An 18,156-nucleotide genomic window follows, 5' to 3' on the forward strand; every position below is an offset into this window, starting at 1 on the left:
GTTTCCCTGTGGCAAAAATGAATTCCAGTATGCCCGATTGTTCCAGGATTTCTGGCGTCTAAACTGGTCACCTCGTTTTTTCGTCTGACTGGAGTCGAGCATGATCAAGTCCCGCGCCGCTGTAGCCTTCGCGCCCAATGAGCCTCTGAAGATCGTCGAAGTGGACGTCGAGCCGCCCAAGGCCGGCGAGGTGCTCATCCGCATCGTCGCCACCGGCGTCTGCCATACCGATGCCTACACCCTGTCCGGCCAGGATTCCGAGGGCGTCTTTCCCTGCATCCTCGGTCACGAAGGCGGTGGCATCGTCGAAGCAGTGGGCGAGGGCGTGACTTCGGTCGCCGTCGGCGATCACGTCATCCCGCTGTATACCGCCGAGTGCGGCCAGTGCAAATTCTGCAAATCCGGCAAGACCAACCTCTGCAGCTCGGTACGCGCGACCCAGGGCAAGGGCCTGATGCCCGATGGCACCACCCGCTTCTCCTACAACGGTGAGCCGATCTATCACTACATGGGCTGCTCGACCTTCTCCGAGTACACCGTGCTGCCAGAGGTGTCGGTCGCCAAGATCCCCGCCGAGGCGCCACTGGAAAAGGTCTGCCTGCTGGGTTGTGGCGTCACCACTGGCATCGGCGCCGTGCTCAACACCGCCAAGGTGGAAGAGGGCGCCACCGTCGCCGTCTTCGGTCTGGGCGGCATCGGCCTGGCCGCTATCATTGGCGCCAAGATGGCCAAGGCCAGCCGCATCATCGCCATCGACATCAACCCCTCCAAGTTCGACATCGCCCGTGAACTGGGCGCCACCGACTTCGTCAATCCCAAGGATCACCAGAAGCCGATCCAGGAAGTCATCGTCGAGCTGACCGACGGCGGCGTCGACTACAGCTTCGAGTGCGTCGGCAACGTCAACCTGATGCGTGCGGCCCTGGAGTGCTGCCACAAGGGCTGGGGCGAGTCGGTGATCATCGGCGTGGCCGGTGCCGGCCAGGAGATCAGCACCCGGCCGTTCCAGCTGGTGACCGGTCGCGTCTGGCGCGGCAGCGCCTTCGGTGGCGTCAAGGGCCGTAGCGAGCTGCCCGGCTATGTGCGCAAGGCGCAGAGCGGCGAGATTCCGCTGGATACCTTCATCACCCACACCATGGGCCTGGAGCAGATCAACGAAGCCTTCGAGCTGATGCACGAAGGCAAGAGCATCCGCACCGTCGTCCACTACTGATCGCCGAGAGGGCGCCCATGGGCGCCTTCTTTCCGAGGGAGATGACCATGAGTCTCGAACTGCTCTCCAGCAACAAGAGTTTCGGCGGTTGGCACAAACGCTATCGCCACCGTGCCCGCAGTCTCGACTGCGACATGACCTTCGCCGTCTATCTGCCGCCCCAGGCGGAAGCTCGTAGCGATCTGCCAGTACTCTACTGGCTGTCGGGCCTGACCTGTACCGACGAGAATTTCATGCAGAAGGCCGGTGCCCAGCGCCTGGCCGCCGAGCTGGGCCTGGTGCTGGTGGCGCCGGACACCAGTCCGCGGGGTGAAGGGGTACCCGACGATCCCGAGAAAGCCTGGGATTTCGGCCTGGGCGCCGGCTTCTACATCAATGCCACCCAGCAGCCCTGGGCCAGGCACTACCGCATGCACGACTACGTGGTCGAGGAACTGCCGGCGCTGATCGAGGCCAACTTCCCGGTCTCGGATCGCCGTGGCGTCAGCGGGCACTCCATGGGCGGCCATGGCGCCCTGATCTGCGCCCTGCGTCATCCGGGCCGCTATCGCTCGGTGTCGGCCTTCTCGCCCATCGTCAATCCGCTGGATTGCCCCTGGGGCCACAAGGCCTTCTCCAACTATCTGGGCGAGGATCGCAGCACCTGGGCGGAGTGGGACGCCTGTGCGCTACTGGAAAAGGCCGAGGAGCGTCTGCCGTTGCTGGTCGACCAGGGCGAGCAGGACAGCTTCCTTGCCGAACAGCTCAAGCCCCAGGCCCTGCAACGGGCGGCGGGTGCCGTCGGCCATCCCCTCGAACTGCGCCTGCAGCCGGGCTACGACCACAGCTATTTCTTCGTCGCCAGCTTCATCGACGACCATCTGCGGCATCATGCGGCGGCCCTGTCGACCCCCTGAGGGCGACGGGAGCTGTCCCCAGCCGGTAGAATCGACGCCCTGTCATTTTCCAGGGCGTCTTTCTTCATGCGCATAGGTCACGGTTTCGACGTTCACGCCTTCGGCGAGGGCGACTTCATTACCCTCGGTGGCATTCGTATTCCCCACCACCTTGGCCTGGTCGCCCACTCCGATGGCGACGTGCTGTTGCATGCCCTGGCCGACGCCCTGTTGGGCGCCGCGGCCCTGGGCGACATCGGCAAGCATTTCCCCGATACCGATCCGCGCTTCAAGGGCGCCGACAGCCGGATGCTACTGCGCCATGTAGTCGGCCTGGTGCGCGAGCAGGGCTGGAAGGTCGGCAACGTCGACGGCACCATCGCGGCCCAGGCGCCGAAGATGGCGCCGCACATCGAGGCCATGCGCCAGGCCATCGCCGAGGACCTGCAGGTCGAGCTGGGCCAGGTCAACGTCAAGGCCACCACCACCGAGCGCCTGGGTTTCGTCGGGCGCGAAGAGGGCATCGCCGTGCACGCCGTGGCCCTGTTGCTGCCGCTATGACCGAAGACCAGCTACTCGGGCCGCGCGCCCATGGCGAGCCCTGTGGCCAGGCGATTCTCAAGGCCAGCGCCGAGGACTTCCAGGTGGACGAGGTACTGGACATCCCGCTGAGCGGTGATGGCGAGCACCTCTGGCTGTGGGTCGAGAAGCGTGGCCTCAATACCGAAGAGGCGGTGCGCCGCCTGGCGCGGGCGGCCGGCGTGCCGCAGCGGGCGATCAGCTACGCCGGCCTCAAGGATCGCCAGGCGCTGACCCGCCAGTGGTTCAGCCTGCACCTGCCCGGCAAGGCCGATCCGGATCTTGCGGCCGCCTGCGACGAGACGCTGGTGATCCTCCAGCAGGGTAGGCACCGGCGCAAGCTGCAACGCGGCGCCCATGCCGCCAATGGCTTCCGCCTGCGCCTGACCGGACTCAAGGCCGATCCCGCGGCGCTGGAGGCTCGGCTGCAGGCCATCGCCGCCGAGGGCGTGCCCAACTATTTCGGTCCGCAACGTTTTGGCTATGAGGGCGGCAATCTGGTGGACGCCCAGCAATGCGCCCGTGAACAGCGCCTGCCCGAGCAGCGCAACCGGCGTTCGCGGACCTTGTCCGCCGCGCGCAGCTGGCTGTTCAATCAGGTGCTGGCCGGGCGCGTCGCCGAAAGCTCCTGGAATCGGGCGCAGGAGGGGGATCTGCTGGCCTTTACCGACAGCCGCAGCCACTTCCCGGCGACCGCCGCCGATCTGACGGATCCGCGCCTGGCAGCGCTCGATCTGCACCCTACCGGCCCGCTCTGGGGCGCCGGCGAATCGCCCGTGCAGGGCTCTGCCGCCGCCCTGGAACAGGAGGTGGCGAAGGCCGCCGGAGAGCTGCCCGCCTGGCTGGCCGGTGCCGGCCTCTCGCATGAACGGCGCATCCTGCGCCTCCCCATCGGCGGCCTGACGTGGCATTATCCCGCTCCTGACATTCTGCAACTCGAATTCGTCCTGCCGGCCGGCTGTTTTGCCACCGCAGTGGTTCGCGAGCTGGTAACGCTTGGCGAGGCAGGGCAGACGGAACATCCATGCGACTTCTGATCGCCAACGACGATGGGGTGCTGGCCCCCGGTATCGCCGCGCTGCATGCCGCGCTCGCCGCCCGTGCGGACTACGAGTGCCAGGTGGTCGCGCCGCTCTATGACATGAGCGGTGTGAGCAGTGCCCTGACGCTGGACCGCCCCCTGCATCCGCAGCGCCTGCCCAATGGCTACCTGGGCGTCAACGGCACGCCTACCGATTGCGTCCACCTCGGCCTCAATGGGCTGCTGGAGGAAACGCCCGACATGGTGGTGGCCGGTATCAATCTCGGCGCGAACCTGGGCGACGACGTCCTCTATTCCGGCACCGTGGCCGCGGCCATGGAAGGGCGTTTTCTCGCTCGCCCGGCCCTGGCCTTTTCACTGGTTTCACGCAGCCCCGACAACATGGCAGTGGCAGCGGAGATCGCTGCCCGTATCGTCGCCCTGCACGAAAGCTTCGACCTGCCGCCGCGCACCGTGCTCAACGTCAACATCCCGGATCTGCCGCTGGAGCAGATCAAGGGCCTGCAGCTGACCCGACTGGGTCACAGAGCCCAGGCCAAGCCGCCGGTGCGCGAGATCAATCCGCGCGGCAAGGCTGGCTACTGGATCTCGGTGTCGGGTGATGCGGTGGATGGCGGGCCGGGAACCGACTTCCATGCGGTACTGGAAGGCTATGTGTCGGTGACGCCGCTACAGTTCGATCGCACCTTCCGCGAGGGCTTCGCCGGCCTGTCGGCACTGACGGAGCTGCTGGCATGACTCAGGGGCAAGAGCATATGCAAAGACACGGCATCGGCATGACGTCCCAGCGCACCCGGGAGCGGCTCATCCAGCGCCTCTACGAAGAGGGGCTGTCCAACGCCCAGGTGCTGGAGGTGATTCGCCGCACGCCGCGTCACCTGTTCGTCGACGAGGCCCTGGCCCATCGGGCCTACGAGGACACGGCACTGCCCATCGGCCATAACCAGACCATTTCCCAGCCCTTCATGGTGGCGCGCATGACCGAGCTCCTGCTCGCCGGCGGCCCCCTGGACAAGGTCATGGAGATCGGTACCGGTTCCGGCTATCAGACCGCCATCCTGGCGCAGACCGTGGAGCGGGTATTTTCCGTCGAGCGTATCCAGTCGCTGCAGGACCGGGCCAAGGAACGCCTGCTCGAACTCAACCTGCGCAACGTGGTGTTCCGCTGGGGCGATGGCTGGGAAGGCTGGCCGGCGCTAGCGCCCTACAATGGCATCATCGTCACGGCAGCCGCGCGGGAGATCCCCCAGGCATTGCTCGACCAGCTAGCCCCCGGCGGCCGTCTGGTGATTCCGGTAGGCGCCGATGAGGAGCAGAAGCTCTTGCTGATCGTGCGCGAAGACGAAGGCTTCGTACGCCACGAACTCAATGCCGTACGCTTCGTACCCCTGCTCAACGGACCCCTGGCCCAGTGAGCGACAGGGAACGTTACCCCGGTACCGCGCTCCAAGGCAGCTTGACGGCTACGGCCGCTTGAGGCCGGCAGGATGGCCGGACGCTAGATGATCAGACTCTGCGGGAGGAACGGGTGAAGGCCCGAGCGCAAGGATTTCCAGGACGAGGGCGGTCAGGCTGGCTGGCGGCGGTGCTCGTCGCCCTGCTGCTGGCGGGCTGTTCGAGCAACGGTTCACGAGCGCCGGTGATCGACCGCGGCGATGGTCGTAGCAGCATTCCCCAGGTCACCTCCGGTCAGTATCGCGTCAAGCGCGGCGACACCCTGTTTTCCATTGCCTCGCGCAACGGCTGGGAATGGCGCGCCCTGGCCGCCCAGAACGGGATCAGTGCGCCCTTTGTCATCCATGTCGGTCAGGTGATCCGCTTTGGCAACGGATCCAGCGCCAGCAGTTCCAGTCGCATCATCCGCCGCTCCGTCCCGGCAGCCTCCAGTCCGGCGCCAGGCACTCCGGTCGCGACCCCGGTACCCATTCCGCCGCCAGTGACCTCCAGTCCCACTACCGCTACCCCGGTGGTGACGCCCAATCTGCCTGCTGCACCGCCCCCGACGCCGGTCACACCGGCCCAGACACCTACCCGCGACGTCCCTCAATCCGCGTCCGGTTGGGCTTGGCCGACGAAAGGCACCCTCATCAGTCGTTTCTCCGCCAGCAGCAGTCTAAACAAGGGAATAGACATCGCCGGACAGGAAGGCCAGCCCGTCATGGCCGCCGCCGACGGTACCGTTGTCTATGCGGGAAATGGTTTACGCGGTTATGGTGAACTGGTTATCGTCAAACACAGCGAAACCTACGTCAGTGCCTACGGTCACAATCGTAGGTTGCTGGTTCGGGAAGGTGAGCGTGTCAAGATAGGACAGACCATTGCCGAAATGGGGTCGACCGGGACCGACCGGGTCAAGCTCCATTTCGAGATTCGCCGTCAGGGCAAACCGGTGGATCCTTTGCAATTCCTGCCCAATCGCTGATTCGCTAGGTGCCGACTCGTTCCCGCAGCTCTTTGGGGGCGAGTCATGGCGCATCGGCAACGTATCGATACGCCCGGGCTCGAAGCACAGACGAGCAAGGGTTACTCAAGATGATCCAGAACAAACAAGAAACCGAGTACGATCTCGGAGATGATGTCCTGCTTCTCGATTCCAATCCCTTCGATGAGGAATCTGCCGATTCCGCCATGACCAAGGCGCTCTCCGGGCGCGGTAATCAGGTCTTGCGTGGGGCGAAGCTGGCCGACTATGGCCGAGCGCTCGACGCCACGCAGCTCTATCTCAATGAAATCGGCTTCTCGCCACTGCTCTCACCAGCGGAAGAGGTGCATTTCGCGCGGCTCGCGCAACGCGGTGATCCCGCCGGTCGCAAGCGCATGATCGAAAGCAACCTGCGCCTGGTGGTGAAGATCGCGCGGCGCTATATCAACCGTGGGCTGTCGCTGCTCGATCTGATCGAGGAGGGCAACCTGGGTCTGATTCGCGCCGTGGAGAAATTCGACCCCGAGCGGGGCTTCCGCTTCTCCACCTATGCCACCTGGTGGATCCGGCAGACCATCGAACGGGCGATCATGAATCAAACCCGTACCATTCGCCTGCCGATCCATGTGGTCAAGGAGCTCAACCTGCACCTGCGTGCAGCACGGGAACTGACCCAGAAGCTCGACCACGAGCCTTCGCCCGAGGAAATCGCGGCGTTGCTGGAAAAACCGGTGGCGGACGTCAAGCGGGTAATGGGCCTGAACGAGCGGATCAGCTCGGTGGACATGGTGCTGGGGCCGGATTCTGACAAGACTCTGCTCGATACCCTGACCGATGATCGTCCCACCGACCCTTGCGAGTTGCTGCAGGACTCAGACCTCAACCAGAGCATCGACCAGTGGCTGCTGGAGCTGCCGGAGAAGCAGCGCGAGGTGGTCGTGCGTCGTTTTGGCCTGCGTGGCCACGAGGCCTGCACCCTGGAAGAGGTCGGGCAGGAAATCGGCCTTACCCGCGAGCGGGTTCGGCAGATCCAGGTCGAGGCCCTCAAGCGGCTGCGGGAAATTTTCGAGCGCAACGGCCTGTCGAGTGATTCGTTGTTCTGATTATCCCTAGCTGAATGTCAGCCAAACGGAGCCCGGATTATTCCGGGCTTTTTTCTGTGCGCTGCTGTAAGTCGTGGCTTACAGCACACGTAAGCCTGAGTCGCTTGGGCCTGCCGGAAAGCATCGCTTGGACCAACGATCGATTTTCAAGTGCTTACTGCATAACGATTTTTCGTTACCAGCGCGGCAGCGAAGCGGTTTGGAAGGTCACATTGTGGCAGATTGCCAGCGTTCGGGAGAGGCGTACTATCGGCGCTGTGTCTGGGACGACACGGATTGGCAGGAAGCGAATCGGGAACACCTCAGGATGAGGTTCACCAGGACGGTGACAGGAATTCAGGGACAGGGACGAAGGGGGCGGAGCGATCCGCCCCCTTTTTTATTGCCGGGGCTTTTTCCGCAGGATCTAGCGTTCCAGCTGGGCGAGCTTGCCGGTCTTGCCATCCCACTCCGCGGCGTCGGGCAGGGCTTCCTTCTTCTCCGTGATGTTCGGCCAGATATTGGCCAACTCACTGTTGAGTTCGATGAAGGCTTCCTGACCGGCCGGAACCTCGTCTTCCGAGAAGATCGCCTGGGCCGGGCACTCGGGTTCGCACAGGGCGCAGTCGATGCACTCGTCCGGGTGGATCACCAGGAAGTTGGGGCCTTCGTAGAAGCAGTCCACCGGGCAGACTTCCACGCAGTCGGTATATTTGCATTTGATGCAGTTGTCAGTGACGACGAAGGTCATCTGCTCGTTCTCCTCAGGCTAAGGCGGCGGATTCTAGCAGCATTGCCGGAACCCTCGTATCCGTTAACTCAGATACGCTTTTTCCATTCGTAGATAAGCTCCAGGGCCCGTCTGGGTGTGATGTCGTCCGGCTGCAGGCGTTCCAGTTCCTCGATGAGAGGATGGATGGCGCTGGCGAACAGATCGGCCTGCAGCGGGCGGCCCTTGGCCGGCGCGCTCACCGGCAGCGGCGTACCCACCTCTCCATTGAAACTGGCCGCTTCCAGGCGAGCGAGGTGTTCGCGCGCCCGCAGGATGACGTCCTCCGGAACGCCCGCCAGTTGCGCCACGGCCAGGCCGTAGCTCTGGCTGGCCGGACCGGGCAGCACATGGTGCAGGAAGACGATGCGGTCGTTGTGCTCGGTGGCGTTGAGATGCACGTTGGCTACGCTCGGCTGGCCTTCCGGCAGCACGGTCAGCTCGAAATAGTGGGTGGCGAACAGCGTCCAGGCACGCAGCCGTGCCAGCTGCTCGGCGGCAGCCCAGGCGAGGGACAGGCCATCGAAGGTGCTGGTGCCGCGTCCTACCTCGTCCATCAGCACCAGGCTGTGTTCGCTGGCGTTGTGCAGGATGTTGGCGGTCTCGCTCATCTCCACCATGAAGGTGGAGCGACCGCCGGCCAAGTCGTCGCTGGAGCCGATACGGGTGAAGATGCGGTCGACCAGGGACAGCTCGCAGCTGGCCGCCGGGACGAAGCTGCCGACATGGGCCAGCAGCACGATCAGCGCCGTCTGACGCATGTAGGTGGACTTACCGCCCATGTTCGGGCCGGTGATCACCAGCATGCGGGTGTCGTTGTCGAGGGTGACGTCGTTGGCGACGAAGGGCGTTTCCAGCACCTGTTCCACCACCGGGTGGCGACCCTGGCCGATCTTCAGGCAGGGCTCCTCGACGAAGCGCGGCTTGTTCAGGTCCAGGTTGAGGGCGCGCTCGGCGAAGTTGGCCAGGACGTCCAGCTCGGCCAGGGCCGCGGCGCTGTCCTGCAGGGGCGCCAGGTGGCCGATGAGCTCGTCCAGCAGCGTCTCGTAAAGGGCCTTTTCCCGTGCTAGGGCGCGACTCTGGGCCGACAGGGCCTTGTCTTCGAAGGCCTTGAGCTCGGGAGTGATGAAGCGCTCGGCGCCCTTGAGGGTCTGGCGACGGATGTAGTCGGCTGGCGCCGATTCGGCCTGCCGGCTGGGAATCTCGATGAAGTAGCCGTGGACGCGGTTGTAGCCGACCTTGAGACCTTGCAGGCCGGTGCGGGCCTTTTCGCGGGCCTCCAGGTCCATGAGGAACTGGCCGGCGTTCTCGCTCAGGGTCTGCAGCTCGTCCAGCTCACTGTCGTAGCCACGCTTGATGACGCCGCCGTCGCGGATCACCGCAGGCGGGTTGTCGATGATGGCGCGGGCCAGGGTGGCGGCCAGTTCCGGATAGGTCTGGATGCTGCGCGCGAGGTCGAGCAGGTGCGGCGCGATCATCTGCGTCAGCCCTTCCTGCAGCGTCGGCAGCGCGGCCAGGGCATCGCGCAGGCGGGCGAGGTCGCGCGGGCGGGCGTTGCGCAGGCCGATGCGGGGGAGGATGCGCTCCAGGTCGCCGATGTCCTTGAGCTGCGGCTGCAGCGTTTCGAAGCGATAGCCTTCCAGCAGGCAGGTGATGGCGTCCTGGCGGGCTTCGATCACCGCGCGATTGCGCAGGGGACGATTCAACCAGCGGGTCAGCAGGCGACTGCCCATGGCGGTCTGGCAACGATCCACCACCGATTGCAGGGTGTTGTCGCGGCCACCGGCCAGGTTGACGTCCAGCTCCAGGTTGCGGCGACTGGCGCCGTCGAGGATGACGGTGTCGTCCAGGCGCTCGTGCCTGAGGCTGCGCAGGTGGGGCAGGGCGGTACGCTGGGTTTCCTTGGCATAGGCCAGCAGGCAGCCAGCGGCGCCGATGGCCAGGCCCAGCTTGTCGCAGCCGAAGCCCTTGAGGTCGCCGGTACCGAATTGCTGGCAGAGGCTCTTGAGCGCCGAGTCGCAATCGAAGTCCCAGGGCGCCCGGCGGCGTACGCCACGCCGCTTCTCGGCGGGCAGGCCGGCAGGCCAGTCGTCGGGAATCAGCAGTTCCGCGGGGTTGAGGCGATCCAGCTCCGCCAGCAGAGTCTCCCAGCCGGCCAGTTCCTGCACAGTGAAGCGGCCACTGGCGATGTCGAGCACGGCCAGGCCGAACAGACGCTCATCGCCCAGCACGGCGGTCAGCAGGTTGTCGCGGCGCTCGTCGAGCAGGGCCTCGTCGCTGACGGTGCCCGGGGTGATGATGCGTACCACCTGACGCTCCACCGGCCCCTTGCTGGTGGCCGGATCGCCGATCTGCTCGCAGATCACCACCGATTCGCCGAGCTTGACCAGCTTGGCCAGGTAGCCTTCGGCGGAGTGGAAGGGAATGCCGGCCATGGGAATGGATTTGCCGGCCGAGGCGCCGCGAGCGGTCAGGGTGATGTCGAGCAACTTGGCGGCACGCCGGGCGTCGTCGTAGAACAGCTCGTAGAAATCGCCCATGCGATAGAACAGCAGCTGCTCGGGATGTTGATGCTTGATCTTGAGGTACTGCTGCATCATGGGCGTGTGCGCGGAGAGATCGCTCATGCGGGTGTTTCGATCCGGTTGCCTTGGGATAGCCGCGTATTGTCCACCAACTCGTGGCGTTTGTCGGCCCCGCTCGGCTCAGAGGCGCACCGTCACGCCGATGGCGGCTGCTCGCGGGAAGCCAGCAACAGATCGATCTGGGTCAGGAGTCTGCCCAGGGTGAAAGGCTTGGCCAGCACCTGGAGGCCAGGGGTGGGCAGGGGTTCGCCCGGCAGGTCGGTCTCGGCGTAGCCGGTGATCAGCAGGGTCATCAGCCCCGGCCGTCTTTCGCGGGCCAAGGCGGTGAGCTGGCAGCCGTTCAGACCGCCCGGCAGGCCGATGTCGGTGATCAGCAGATCCAGGGGCGTATCCGATTCCAGCACCTGCAAGGCAGTGGCGGCATCCTTTGCCTCCAGCGTGCGGATCTGGTGTTCGCGCAGGGCCTCGTCTACCAGCATTCGCACCATGGGTTCATCGTCCACCACCAGGACCGTCATCCCCTCGGGATAGCGCGCCTGCGGCGATTGCGGCGTTTCGACCGGCGGGGCGGGCGCCGCCATCAGGCGCGGCAGGTAGAGGGTGACGGTGGTCCCGACGCCTGGCGCCGAGGCGATATGGGCAACGCCCCCGGATTGCTTGGCGAAACCGTAGATCATCGAAAGGCCAAGACCAGTGCCCATGCCGACTGGCTTGGTGGTGAAGAAGGGATCGAAGGCGCGCGCCAGGACCTCGGGTGGCATCCCCGAGCCGGTGTCGAGCACGGCCAGGGTCACGTAGTCCCCAGGCGGCAATTCCAGTGCGGCTGCCTGGGCGTCGGTCAGGCGGCGATTGGCTGTGACGATGCGCAGTATGCCGCCCTCGGGCATGGCGTCTCGCGCATTGATGCAGAGATTGAGCAGGGCGTTTTCCAGCTGGTGGGGATCGCAGAGGGTGAGGTTGAGCGCCTCGGCGAGTTCGATGTGGATCTCCACCTGGGTACCGACCGAACGGCGTATGAGTTCTTCCATGCCCAGCACCAGATCGTTGGTCTGGGTGGCGCTAGGGTCCAATGCCTGGCGACGGGAAAATGCCAGCAGCCGATGGGTGAGGGCCGCGGCGCGTTCGGCGGAGCCCTTGGCTGCACCGGTATAGCGTTCGAGATCGGCGAAACGACCTTGGTTGATCCGCAGAGTGAGCATGTCGAGGCTGCCGATCACGCCGGTCAGCAGGTTGTTGAAGTCATGGGCGATACCGCCGGTGAGCTGGCCCACGGCCTCCATCTTCTGACTTTGGCGCAGCTGTTCCTCGGCCTGGCGCAAGGCTTCCTGCTGCTCGCGGATGGCGGTGACCTCACGCACCGTGGAATAGATGAGGCCATCCTGCACCACCGAATTCCATGACAGCCAGCGATAGCCGCCCTCGCGATGCCGATAGCGATTCTCGAAGCCGAAGACCGGCTCACCTTGCTTCAGGCGTGCGAGGGCGGCTTGGGTAGGCGCGTGGTCCTCGGCATGGACGAAGGCCATGAAGGGTTCCTGGTGCAGCTGCTCCTCGCTCCAGCCCAGGGTATTGGTCCAGGCCGGATTGAGATCCAGCAGCTCACCTTCCAGGGTCGCCGTGCAGAGCAGGTCGGGGCTGGCCTGCCAGATGAGGTCGCGTTGGCGAGTGCGCAAGGTGACTTCTTCACCGAGGTTGCCGGCAACGCGATAGAGGGATTCCAGGCTGCGGCGTTGGGCGACGCAGACCACCGCCATCGTGACGTTCACCAGCACGAACAGGGCGTGGGACACCCAGCGCTCGCCAAACAGGGCGAAGTAGGCGGGCGCCTTGACGAACAGCGTCTCGGCCAGCAGGACGGAAAGCAGGGTAGCGAAGAGGCCGGGGCCTAGGCCGAACCAGAAGGCGGCCGTCATGATGAAGGGAATGAAGACCAGATAGGGCAGGCTGTCGATTCCCAGGCTCAGCCGGATGCCTGCTGCGATGGCAATAAGCACGGCTGCGCCCAGGTAGCGCAAGGGAGCGGGCGTGTCCCGCGGGACCAGCTGCAGCAGCCGTCCAAGCAGGGAGTAGGTCGCGATAGGCACTGGATGCTAGGCCTCGGGGCGCTGGTCCGTCACGGTACCTGAAGGGCGAACAGCCGGGCTCTTGGGCAGAAAGCGAAATCAGGTGCCTTCGTGCCGTTCGAATTCCTCCACCGCCCGGACCACGCCGGCGTTGTCCTGGGCCGTACTACGGGCCTGGCGTTCGAAGGCGGTGGCCAGCTCGTTGACCAGTTGCAGCAGGCGCGGGATGTCGCCGCTGCGCTCGGCATCGGCGGCTTGCTCGCGCACGCGGTTGACGAAGGCTTGGGGATCGTCGAAGGCAGTCATGGGCGTTCTCCGTGGGGGGTGATGTTCATCTGACCGCAAATGACGGCCAAGACTCACTCGCGACCCTGCCAGACCTCCGGATTGACCAGGTTGGCCGGGCGCTGACCGGTGAGGGCGGTTAGCAGATTGTCCACCGCACAGCGAGCCATGGCTTCGCGGGTCTCGTGGGTCGCCGAGCCCAGGTGCGGTGTCGGCACTACATTGGGCAGTTGCAGCAGGGGCGAGTCCGGTGCCACCGGCTCGCGGTCGAAGACGTCCAGCCCGGCGCCGCGGAGTCGGCCTTCCTGCAGGGCGGCGATCAGGGCGGCTTCATCGATCACCGGGCCGCGCGAGACATTGATCAGGATGGCGTGCGCCGGCAGCCGAGCGAGCTCGGCGGCACCCAGCAGGTGGTGAGTCTCGTCGCTCAGGGGCACGGTGACGCAGAGGAAGTCGCAACTCGCCAACAGCTCGGGCAACGGCAGGAAACGCGCAGCATAGCGCTCGTCCACCTCGGGCTTGGCGGCATGGGCGGTGTAGTTGACCTGCATGCCGAAACCCAGGTGGGCGCGGCGGGCGATGGCCTGGCCGATACGGCCCATGCCGACCAAACCCAGGGTCTTGCCGTAGACGTCGCAGCCGAAATGCGCTTCGCCCAGACTGGCCTGCCACTGGCCGGCGCGCACCCAGTCCGCCAGCTCGACGATGCGCCGCGCCGTGGCGAGCAGCAGGGCGAAGGCAGCGTCGGCCACGCTTTCAGTCAGGACATCCGGCGTGTTGCAGAGCAGGATGCCGCGGCGTTGCAGATAGGGCAGGTCATAGCTGTCGAAGCCGACCGAGACGCTGGCGATGGCCTCCAGTCGGGGTGCCAGGTCCAGCAGCTCCGGGGTCAGCTTGAAGCTGGAGCCGAGCAGGCCCTGGGCATCGGGTAGACGCTCACGCAGCCGGGCTTCGCCGTCCGGCGCCTTGACGTCGACGTATTCCAGATCGAAGGCCTCGCTCAGCCGTGCGGTCAGGGCGGGCGACAGGGCCTTGTAGTGGATCACCTTCTTTTTCATGGTCAGAGTATCCCTCTAGTGACTGGTGGCGGGCTTGAGCGCCGCGGTGCGGTTGACCGGCTCTTGGCGCAGCAACAGCGTCAGGAACACGGCCACCAGCAGGGCGCCGCCCATGAAGCCGAAGGAGGCCCCGGGACCGCCGGTCACACCATTGAGGTAGCCCACCAGATAGGAGCCGGCAAAGGACCCCAGGGCGCCCATGCTGTTGATCAGCGCCATGGCGCCGCCGGCGACGTTGCCCGGCAGGATCTCGGGGACGATGGCGAAGAAGGGGCCGTAGGGGGCGTACATGCAGGCCCCGGCGACCACCAGCAGGGCATAGGACCACCAGAAGTGCTGGGTGCCAAGGGCGAAGGAGCCCAGGAAGGCCAGGGCGGCGATCAGCAGCGGCGGCCAGACGAACAGCTTGCGATTCTGCATGCGGTCCGAGGCCCAGGACACCCCGAGCATGGCCAGCACGGCAGCCAGATAGGGCAGGGAGGACAGCCAGCCGGCCTGGACGATGTCTAGGTGGGCGCCCTGGCGCAGGATCGATGGCAGCCAGATGACGAAGCCATAGACGCCGATGCTCCAGCAGAAGTACTGCAGCGATAGCAGGATGACCTTAGGCGAGCGGAAGGCTTCGGCGTAGTTCTTGACCGGCTTCATGCCCTGTTGCTCGGCCTTCAGTGCCTCTTCCAGGCGGGCCTTTTCCTCAGGGGCGAGCCACTTGGCATCCTTGGGCCGCTCGGCGGCCAGGCGCCACCAGATGAAGGCCCAGATCACTGCCGGCAGGCCTTCGATGATAAACATCCAGCGCCAGTCCAGGGCATGGATCAGGTAGCCCGAGACCACCGACATCCAGAGAATGGTCACCGGGTTGCCGAGGATCAGGAAGGTATTGGCCCGCGAGCGCTCACGCTTGGTGAACCAGTGGCAGAGATAGACCAGCATCGCCGGCATCACCGCCGCTTCGACGACGCCGAGCAGGAAGCGGATGGCGATGAGCAGGGTGACGTTGGGCACCATGCCCGTCAGGGTAGCGAGGCCGCCCCAGGCGATCAGGCTCCAGAAGATCAGCCGCTTGACGCTGCGCTTTTCGGCATAGATGGCGCCGGGCACCTGGAAGAAGAAATAGCCGAGAAAGAACAAGGCGCCGAGCAGGGAGGACATCGCCGGGGTGATGCCCAGGTCGTCGGCCATGCCCGAGGCGGCGGCGAAACCGTAGTTGGCCCGGTCGAGGTAGGCCAGGCTGTAGGTGATGAAGACCACTGGCATCAGATACCACCAGCGGCGTGGAGCGAGAGAAGAGGCGTTCATGAGGTCACCTGCTTGATTGTTCTTGTAGGGGTGAAGATCAGGGTAGTTCGTGACGGTGGGGGAGGCCTTCCATGTCGCCGACGACCTGTACGGCGCGCGCGCCGATCCAGTTGCCACGGGCGACAGCGGCAGCGACGTCGAGGCCGTCGAGCAGGCCGCTGACGAAGCCGGTAGCGAAGCCATCGCCGGCGCCGACGGTGTCGACCACCTCGGCCACGGCGACGCCGGGTACCTCACCCTCGGCCTCGGGGGTGCGCCAGTAGCCCCCCTCGGGGCCGAGCTTGATGGCCACGGCCTTGGCTCCGCGGTCGAGGTAGAAGGCAGCGATGTCCGCCGGGGTGTCATAGCCGGTCAGTAGGCGGCCCTCGGCCAGCCCGGGCAGCACCCAGTCGGCCAGGGCTGCGAGTCCGTTGAGTTCGCGGCGCATCTGCGCCTCGCTGTCCCATAACGAAGGCCGCAGATTGGGATCGAAGGAGATGCTGCGTCCGGCACCCCGCATGGCTTCCAGCAGATGGCGGCTGAAAGCGCAGACGCTGGGCGACAGTGCCGGGGGAATGCCGGTGGCGTGCAGATGGCGCGCCCGCAGCAGGCTGGGGTCGAAATCTTCCTCGATGTTGAGGTGACTGGCCGCCGAGCCACGGCGGAAGTACTCGACGACCGGGTCGCTACCATCGGAAACGCGGGATTTGAGCTGGAAACCGGTGGGATGCTGCGGGTCGACCTTCAGGCGGCTGCAGTCCAGGCCCTCGGCTTCGAGGCTGGCGCGCACGAAGCGGCCGAAGGAGTCGTCACCGACTCGCGACAGCCAGGCGACCTTGAAGCCCAGGCGGCTCAGGCCGATCGCCACGTTGTTGTCGGCGCCGGCAATACGTTTGCCGAACTGGCCGACCGTGGCGAGCTCGCCAGGGGTCTCGGCGACGAACATGGTCATGGTTTCGCCAAAGGCGAGGATATCGAAGTCAGCCATGCTGGCGCTCCTGCTGCTGGCTATCGAAGGTGCGCAGGGCCGCTACCTGGCGGCGGGTCTCGGCCAGCAGGTCGGCCCCCATGAGGGGAAACTCGATGGCGCGCCGCAGGCCGGCGGGGAAGTGGACCATCAGGCTCTGCCAGGCCAGCAGATCGGCCGCTTCCGGAGGCACGGCGTGCAGGCCGCCGGCACGTCGGCGCACCGCCTTGCAGTGCAGGTAGCGGACGTCCCGTCCGAGTAGCCGTGCAGCCTGGAGGGGATCTTCGTCCTGCCAGCGCCAGTTGCCGACATCGAAGGTCAGCCCGACCGGCAGGCCCTTGGCACGGGCGGCCTGGATGAAGGCGCGCAGCGGCTCGACCCGTCCTCCCTGGGCGGTCTGGTCGTTTTCCACCAGCAACTGCGGACCGTCGCCAGCCAGCTGTTCGGCCAGGGACTGCAGGTCGGCCGCGGTGCGATAGTGACCGAGGGACACCTTGAGGGTATCGGCGCCCAACTGACGCGCTTCGGCGAGTGCCGTGGGCAGGCGCGGCGACAGGGCCGCTCCGGCTTCGGGCCAGAGCTCCAGGGGAACGGAGTAGACGCAGCCCAGGCCGGCGGCCTTGATGGCCACGCCCAGGGCGGTGAAATCGGGGGCATCGGTGAACAGCTCGGCGCGGATTTCCACATAGCTGGCCCCCGCGGCGGCGATCAGGTCGAGCCAGGCAGCCTGACCCTGGGTACGGACCCCGTCGGCGCCAAAGGCCGAGGTGGTGATGGCGATCTCCGGTGGCATTGTTATTCTCCTGAAACCGGTTTCAACAAATGACGGATAAAAATGCGAAAGGTGCCCTCAGGCCCGGGCGCGAGTCGACTGGCGTACGCACAACTCCGCGCCGAAGGTCTGCTGGAATGGCGCGCTGCGGTCACCGTCGATGCGTCGCTGCAGGCGCTCGAAGGCGGCTACGCCCAGGGCATGGGTAGGCTGGGCCAGGGCGCTGATGCCACCACCAACCAGGGGAAACCAATCCAGATCATCCAGAGCCAGCAGGCCAAGGCGCTCGAACAGGGGCTCACCCAGGGCCTGCAGGGCCAGGGTCGTCGCCAGGGTCGCCACGCCATTGGCGGTGAGCAGGGCCTTGGGGCCGGGGCCGGGGCTGGCGAGGAAGGCGGCCAGGGCGGTTTGCAGCGCCAGGGCGTTGTCGGCCTCGCCACAGTGTCCGCCACGACAGTCAGGGTGCTCGGCCAGGGCCGCGTCGAAGGCGCCCAGGCGCTGGAGGCGCGAGCTGGTCCCGTCCAGGGGCTCGCTCACCAGCAGCAGGTCGCGATAGCCCTGCTCGCGCAGGTGCGCCACCCCTAGCTCGATGGCCTGGTGGTTGTCGAGGCCGACCAGATCGGCCTCGACGCCCGGCAACTCGCGGTCCAGCAGCACCAGTGGCAGACGGCTGCCCAGGTGCTGCAGGTCGGCGGCATGTTGGCCGAAGGTGTTCACGATCAGGCCTTCGATGCTGTAGGACTGCAACGCCGCCAGTTGCTGGCGCTCCTGCCGGGCATCCTGGTCGGTATTGCAGATCAGCAGCGAATAGCCCTGCTGGCGGCAGGCCGTCTCGACGCCGTGCATCACGGCGGTGGAGTAGGGATTGAGCAGGTCGGCCACCAGCATGCCGATCAGTCGGCTACGTCCGCGCTTGAGACCGCGGGCCATCTGGTTGGGCTGGAAGTCGAGGGCGACCACGGCCTGCTCGATGCGGGCGGCGAGGGAATCTGACAGCAGGCGACGATCACCGCTGATATAGCGTGACACGCTGGCCTTGGATACGCCGGCAGCGGTGGCCACTTCGGCGATGGTCGCGCGGGTGGCGCGCGGACCGGGGAGATACATATCGTTCATGGCGTACCGCTGTTAGGATTTTGTAGGTGCCTGAAACCGGTTTCAGTAAA

Annotated in this window: 17 protein-coding genes; 8 read left to right on the forward strand and 9 right to left on the reverse strand. The window is 65.7% G+C overall.

The window, feature by feature from the left end:
* Window positions 1-100: 100 nt before the first annotated feature.
* The 8 genes from APT59_RS06240 to rpoS all read left to right on the forward strand — a co-directional run bounded on the left by APT59_RS06240 (window position 101) and on the right by rpoS (window position 7,234).
* Entirely contained in the window at window positions 101-1,213 is a 1,113-nt protein-coding gene (locus APT59_RS06240; protein ID WP_017639036.1) for an S-(hydroxymethyl)glutathione dehydrogenase/class III alcohol dehydrogenase, read from the forward strand.
* A gap of 41 nt (window positions 1,214-1,254) precedes the next feature.
* Window positions 1,255-2,109: an S-formylglutathione hydrolase gene (gene fghA / locus APT59_RS06245; RefSeq protein WP_167348578.1), complete on the forward strand. Its 855-nt coding sequence runs from the start codon at window positions 1,255-1,257 to the stop codon at window positions 2,107-2,109.
* Between the two features lie 66 nt (window positions 2,110-2,175).
* Window positions 2,176-2,649: a 2-C-methyl-D-erythritol 2,4-cyclodiphosphate synthase gene (gene ispF / locus APT59_RS06250; RefSeq protein WP_059314064.1), complete on the forward strand. Its 474-nt coding sequence runs from the start codon at window positions 2,176-2,178 to the stop codon at window positions 2,647-2,649.
* A complete protein-coding gene (gene truD / locus APT59_RS06255) occupies window positions 2,646-3,704 on the forward strand; it encodes a tRNA pseudouridine(13) synthase TruD (RefSeq protein ID WP_059314065.1) in 1,059 nt (352 codons plus the stop codon). The genes ispF and truD overlap by 4 nt, the downstream gene beginning before the upstream one ends.
* Window positions 3,692-4,447 (forward strand): 5'/3'-nucleotidase SurE, encoded by a 756-nt coding sequence (gene surE, locus APT59_RS06260; protein ID WP_059314066.1) that lies wholly within the window; start codon window positions 3,692-3,694, stop codon window positions 4,445-4,447. Before truD ends, surE begins: the two co-directional genes overlap by 13 nt.
* 38 nt (window positions 4,448-4,485) lie before the next feature.
* Window positions 4,486-5,124, forward strand: coding sequence for a protein-L-isoaspartate(D-aspartate) O-methyltransferase (locus tag APT59_RS06265; protein WP_167348579.1), 639 nt, complete (start codon window positions 4,486-4,488; stop codon window positions 5,122-5,124).
* A 170-nt stretch (window positions 5,125-5,294) separates the two neighbouring features.
* Window positions 5,295-6,131 (forward strand): peptidoglycan DD-metalloendopeptidase family protein, encoded by an 837-nt coding sequence (locus tag APT59_RS06270; protein WP_082696293.1) that lies wholly within the window; start codon window positions 5,295-5,297, stop codon window positions 6,129-6,131.
* 110 nt (window positions 6,132-6,241) lie between these two features.
* The gene (gene rpoS / locus APT59_RS06275) at window positions 6,242-7,234 is read left to right on the forward strand and encodes an RNA polymerase sigma factor RpoS (protein WP_059314068.1); all 993 of its coding nucleotides are present in this window, start codon (window positions 6,242-6,244) and stop codon (window positions 7,232-7,234) included.
* A gap of 406 nt (window positions 7,235-7,640) precedes the next feature.
* Here the strand turns inward: rpoS and fdxA are convergent, their stop codons facing one another.
* The 9 genes from fdxA to APT59_RS06320 all read right to left on the reverse strand — a co-directional run bounded on the left by fdxA (window position 7,641) and on the right by APT59_RS06320 (window position 18,106).
* Window positions 7,641-7,964 carry a ferredoxin FdxA gene (gene fdxA, locus APT59_RS06280; protein ID WP_059314069.1) on the reverse strand — a complete coding sequence of 108 codons (324 nt, stop codon included), beginning with the start codon at window positions 7,962-7,964 and terminating at the stop codon, window positions 7,641-7,643.
* Window positions 7,965-8,032: 68 nt separating this feature from the next.
* Window positions 8,033-10,609, reverse strand: coding sequence for a DNA mismatch repair protein MutS (gene mutS / locus APT59_RS06285; protein WP_059314070.1), 2,577 nt, complete (start codon window positions 10,607-10,609; stop codon window positions 8,033-8,035).
* Window positions 10,610-10,701: 92 nt separating this feature from the next.
* Window positions 10,702-12,651, reverse strand: a complete 1,950-nt coding sequence (locus tag APT59_RS06290) for an ATP-binding protein (RefSeq protein WP_059314071.1) — start codon at window positions 12,649-12,651, stop codon at window positions 10,702-10,704.
* Window positions 12,652-12,729: 78 nt separating this feature from the next.
* Window positions 12,730-12,936 (reverse strand): hypothetical protein, encoded by a 207-nt coding sequence (locus APT59_RS06295; RefSeq protein ID WP_059314072.1) that lies wholly within the window; start codon window positions 12,934-12,936, stop codon window positions 12,730-12,732.
* A gap of 53 nt (window positions 12,937-12,989) precedes the next feature.
* Entirely contained in the window at window positions 12,990-13,973 is a 984-nt protein-coding gene (locus tag APT59_RS06300; protein WP_059314073.1) for a 2-hydroxyacid dehydrogenase, read from the reverse strand.
* 15 nt (window positions 13,974-13,988) lie between these two features.
* Window positions 13,989-15,272: an MFS transporter gene (locus APT59_RS06305; RefSeq protein ID WP_059314074.1), complete on the reverse strand. Its 1,284-nt coding sequence runs from the start codon at window positions 15,270-15,272 to the stop codon at window positions 13,989-13,991.
* Between the two features lie 37 nt (window positions 15,273-15,309).
* Complete coding sequence (locus APT59_RS06310; RefSeq protein ID WP_059314075.1) at window positions 15,310-16,239, reverse strand: sugar kinase; 930 nt, start codon at window positions 16,237-16,239, stop codon at window positions 15,310-15,312.
* Window positions 16,232-17,011: a sugar phosphate isomerase/epimerase family protein gene (locus APT59_RS06315; RefSeq protein WP_059314076.1), complete on the reverse strand. Its 780-nt coding sequence runs from the start codon at window positions 17,009-17,011 to the stop codon at window positions 16,232-16,234. The genes APT59_RS06310 and APT59_RS06315 overlap by 8 nt, the downstream gene beginning before the upstream one ends.
* 57 nt (window positions 17,012-17,068) lie before the next feature.
* A complete protein-coding gene (locus tag APT59_RS06320; protein ID WP_059314077.1) occupies window positions 17,069-18,106 on the reverse strand; it encodes a LacI family DNA-binding transcriptional regulator in 1,038 nt (345 codons plus the stop codon).
* Between the last annotated feature and the right edge of the window lie 50 nt (window positions 18,107-18,156).

This window comes from Pseudomonas oryzihabitans (assembly GCF_001518815.1).
In the GTDB taxonomy this organism is placed as follows: Bacteria; Pseudomonadota; Gammaproteobacteria; order Pseudomonadales; family Pseudomonadaceae; genus Chryseomonas; species Chryseomonas oryzihabitans_E.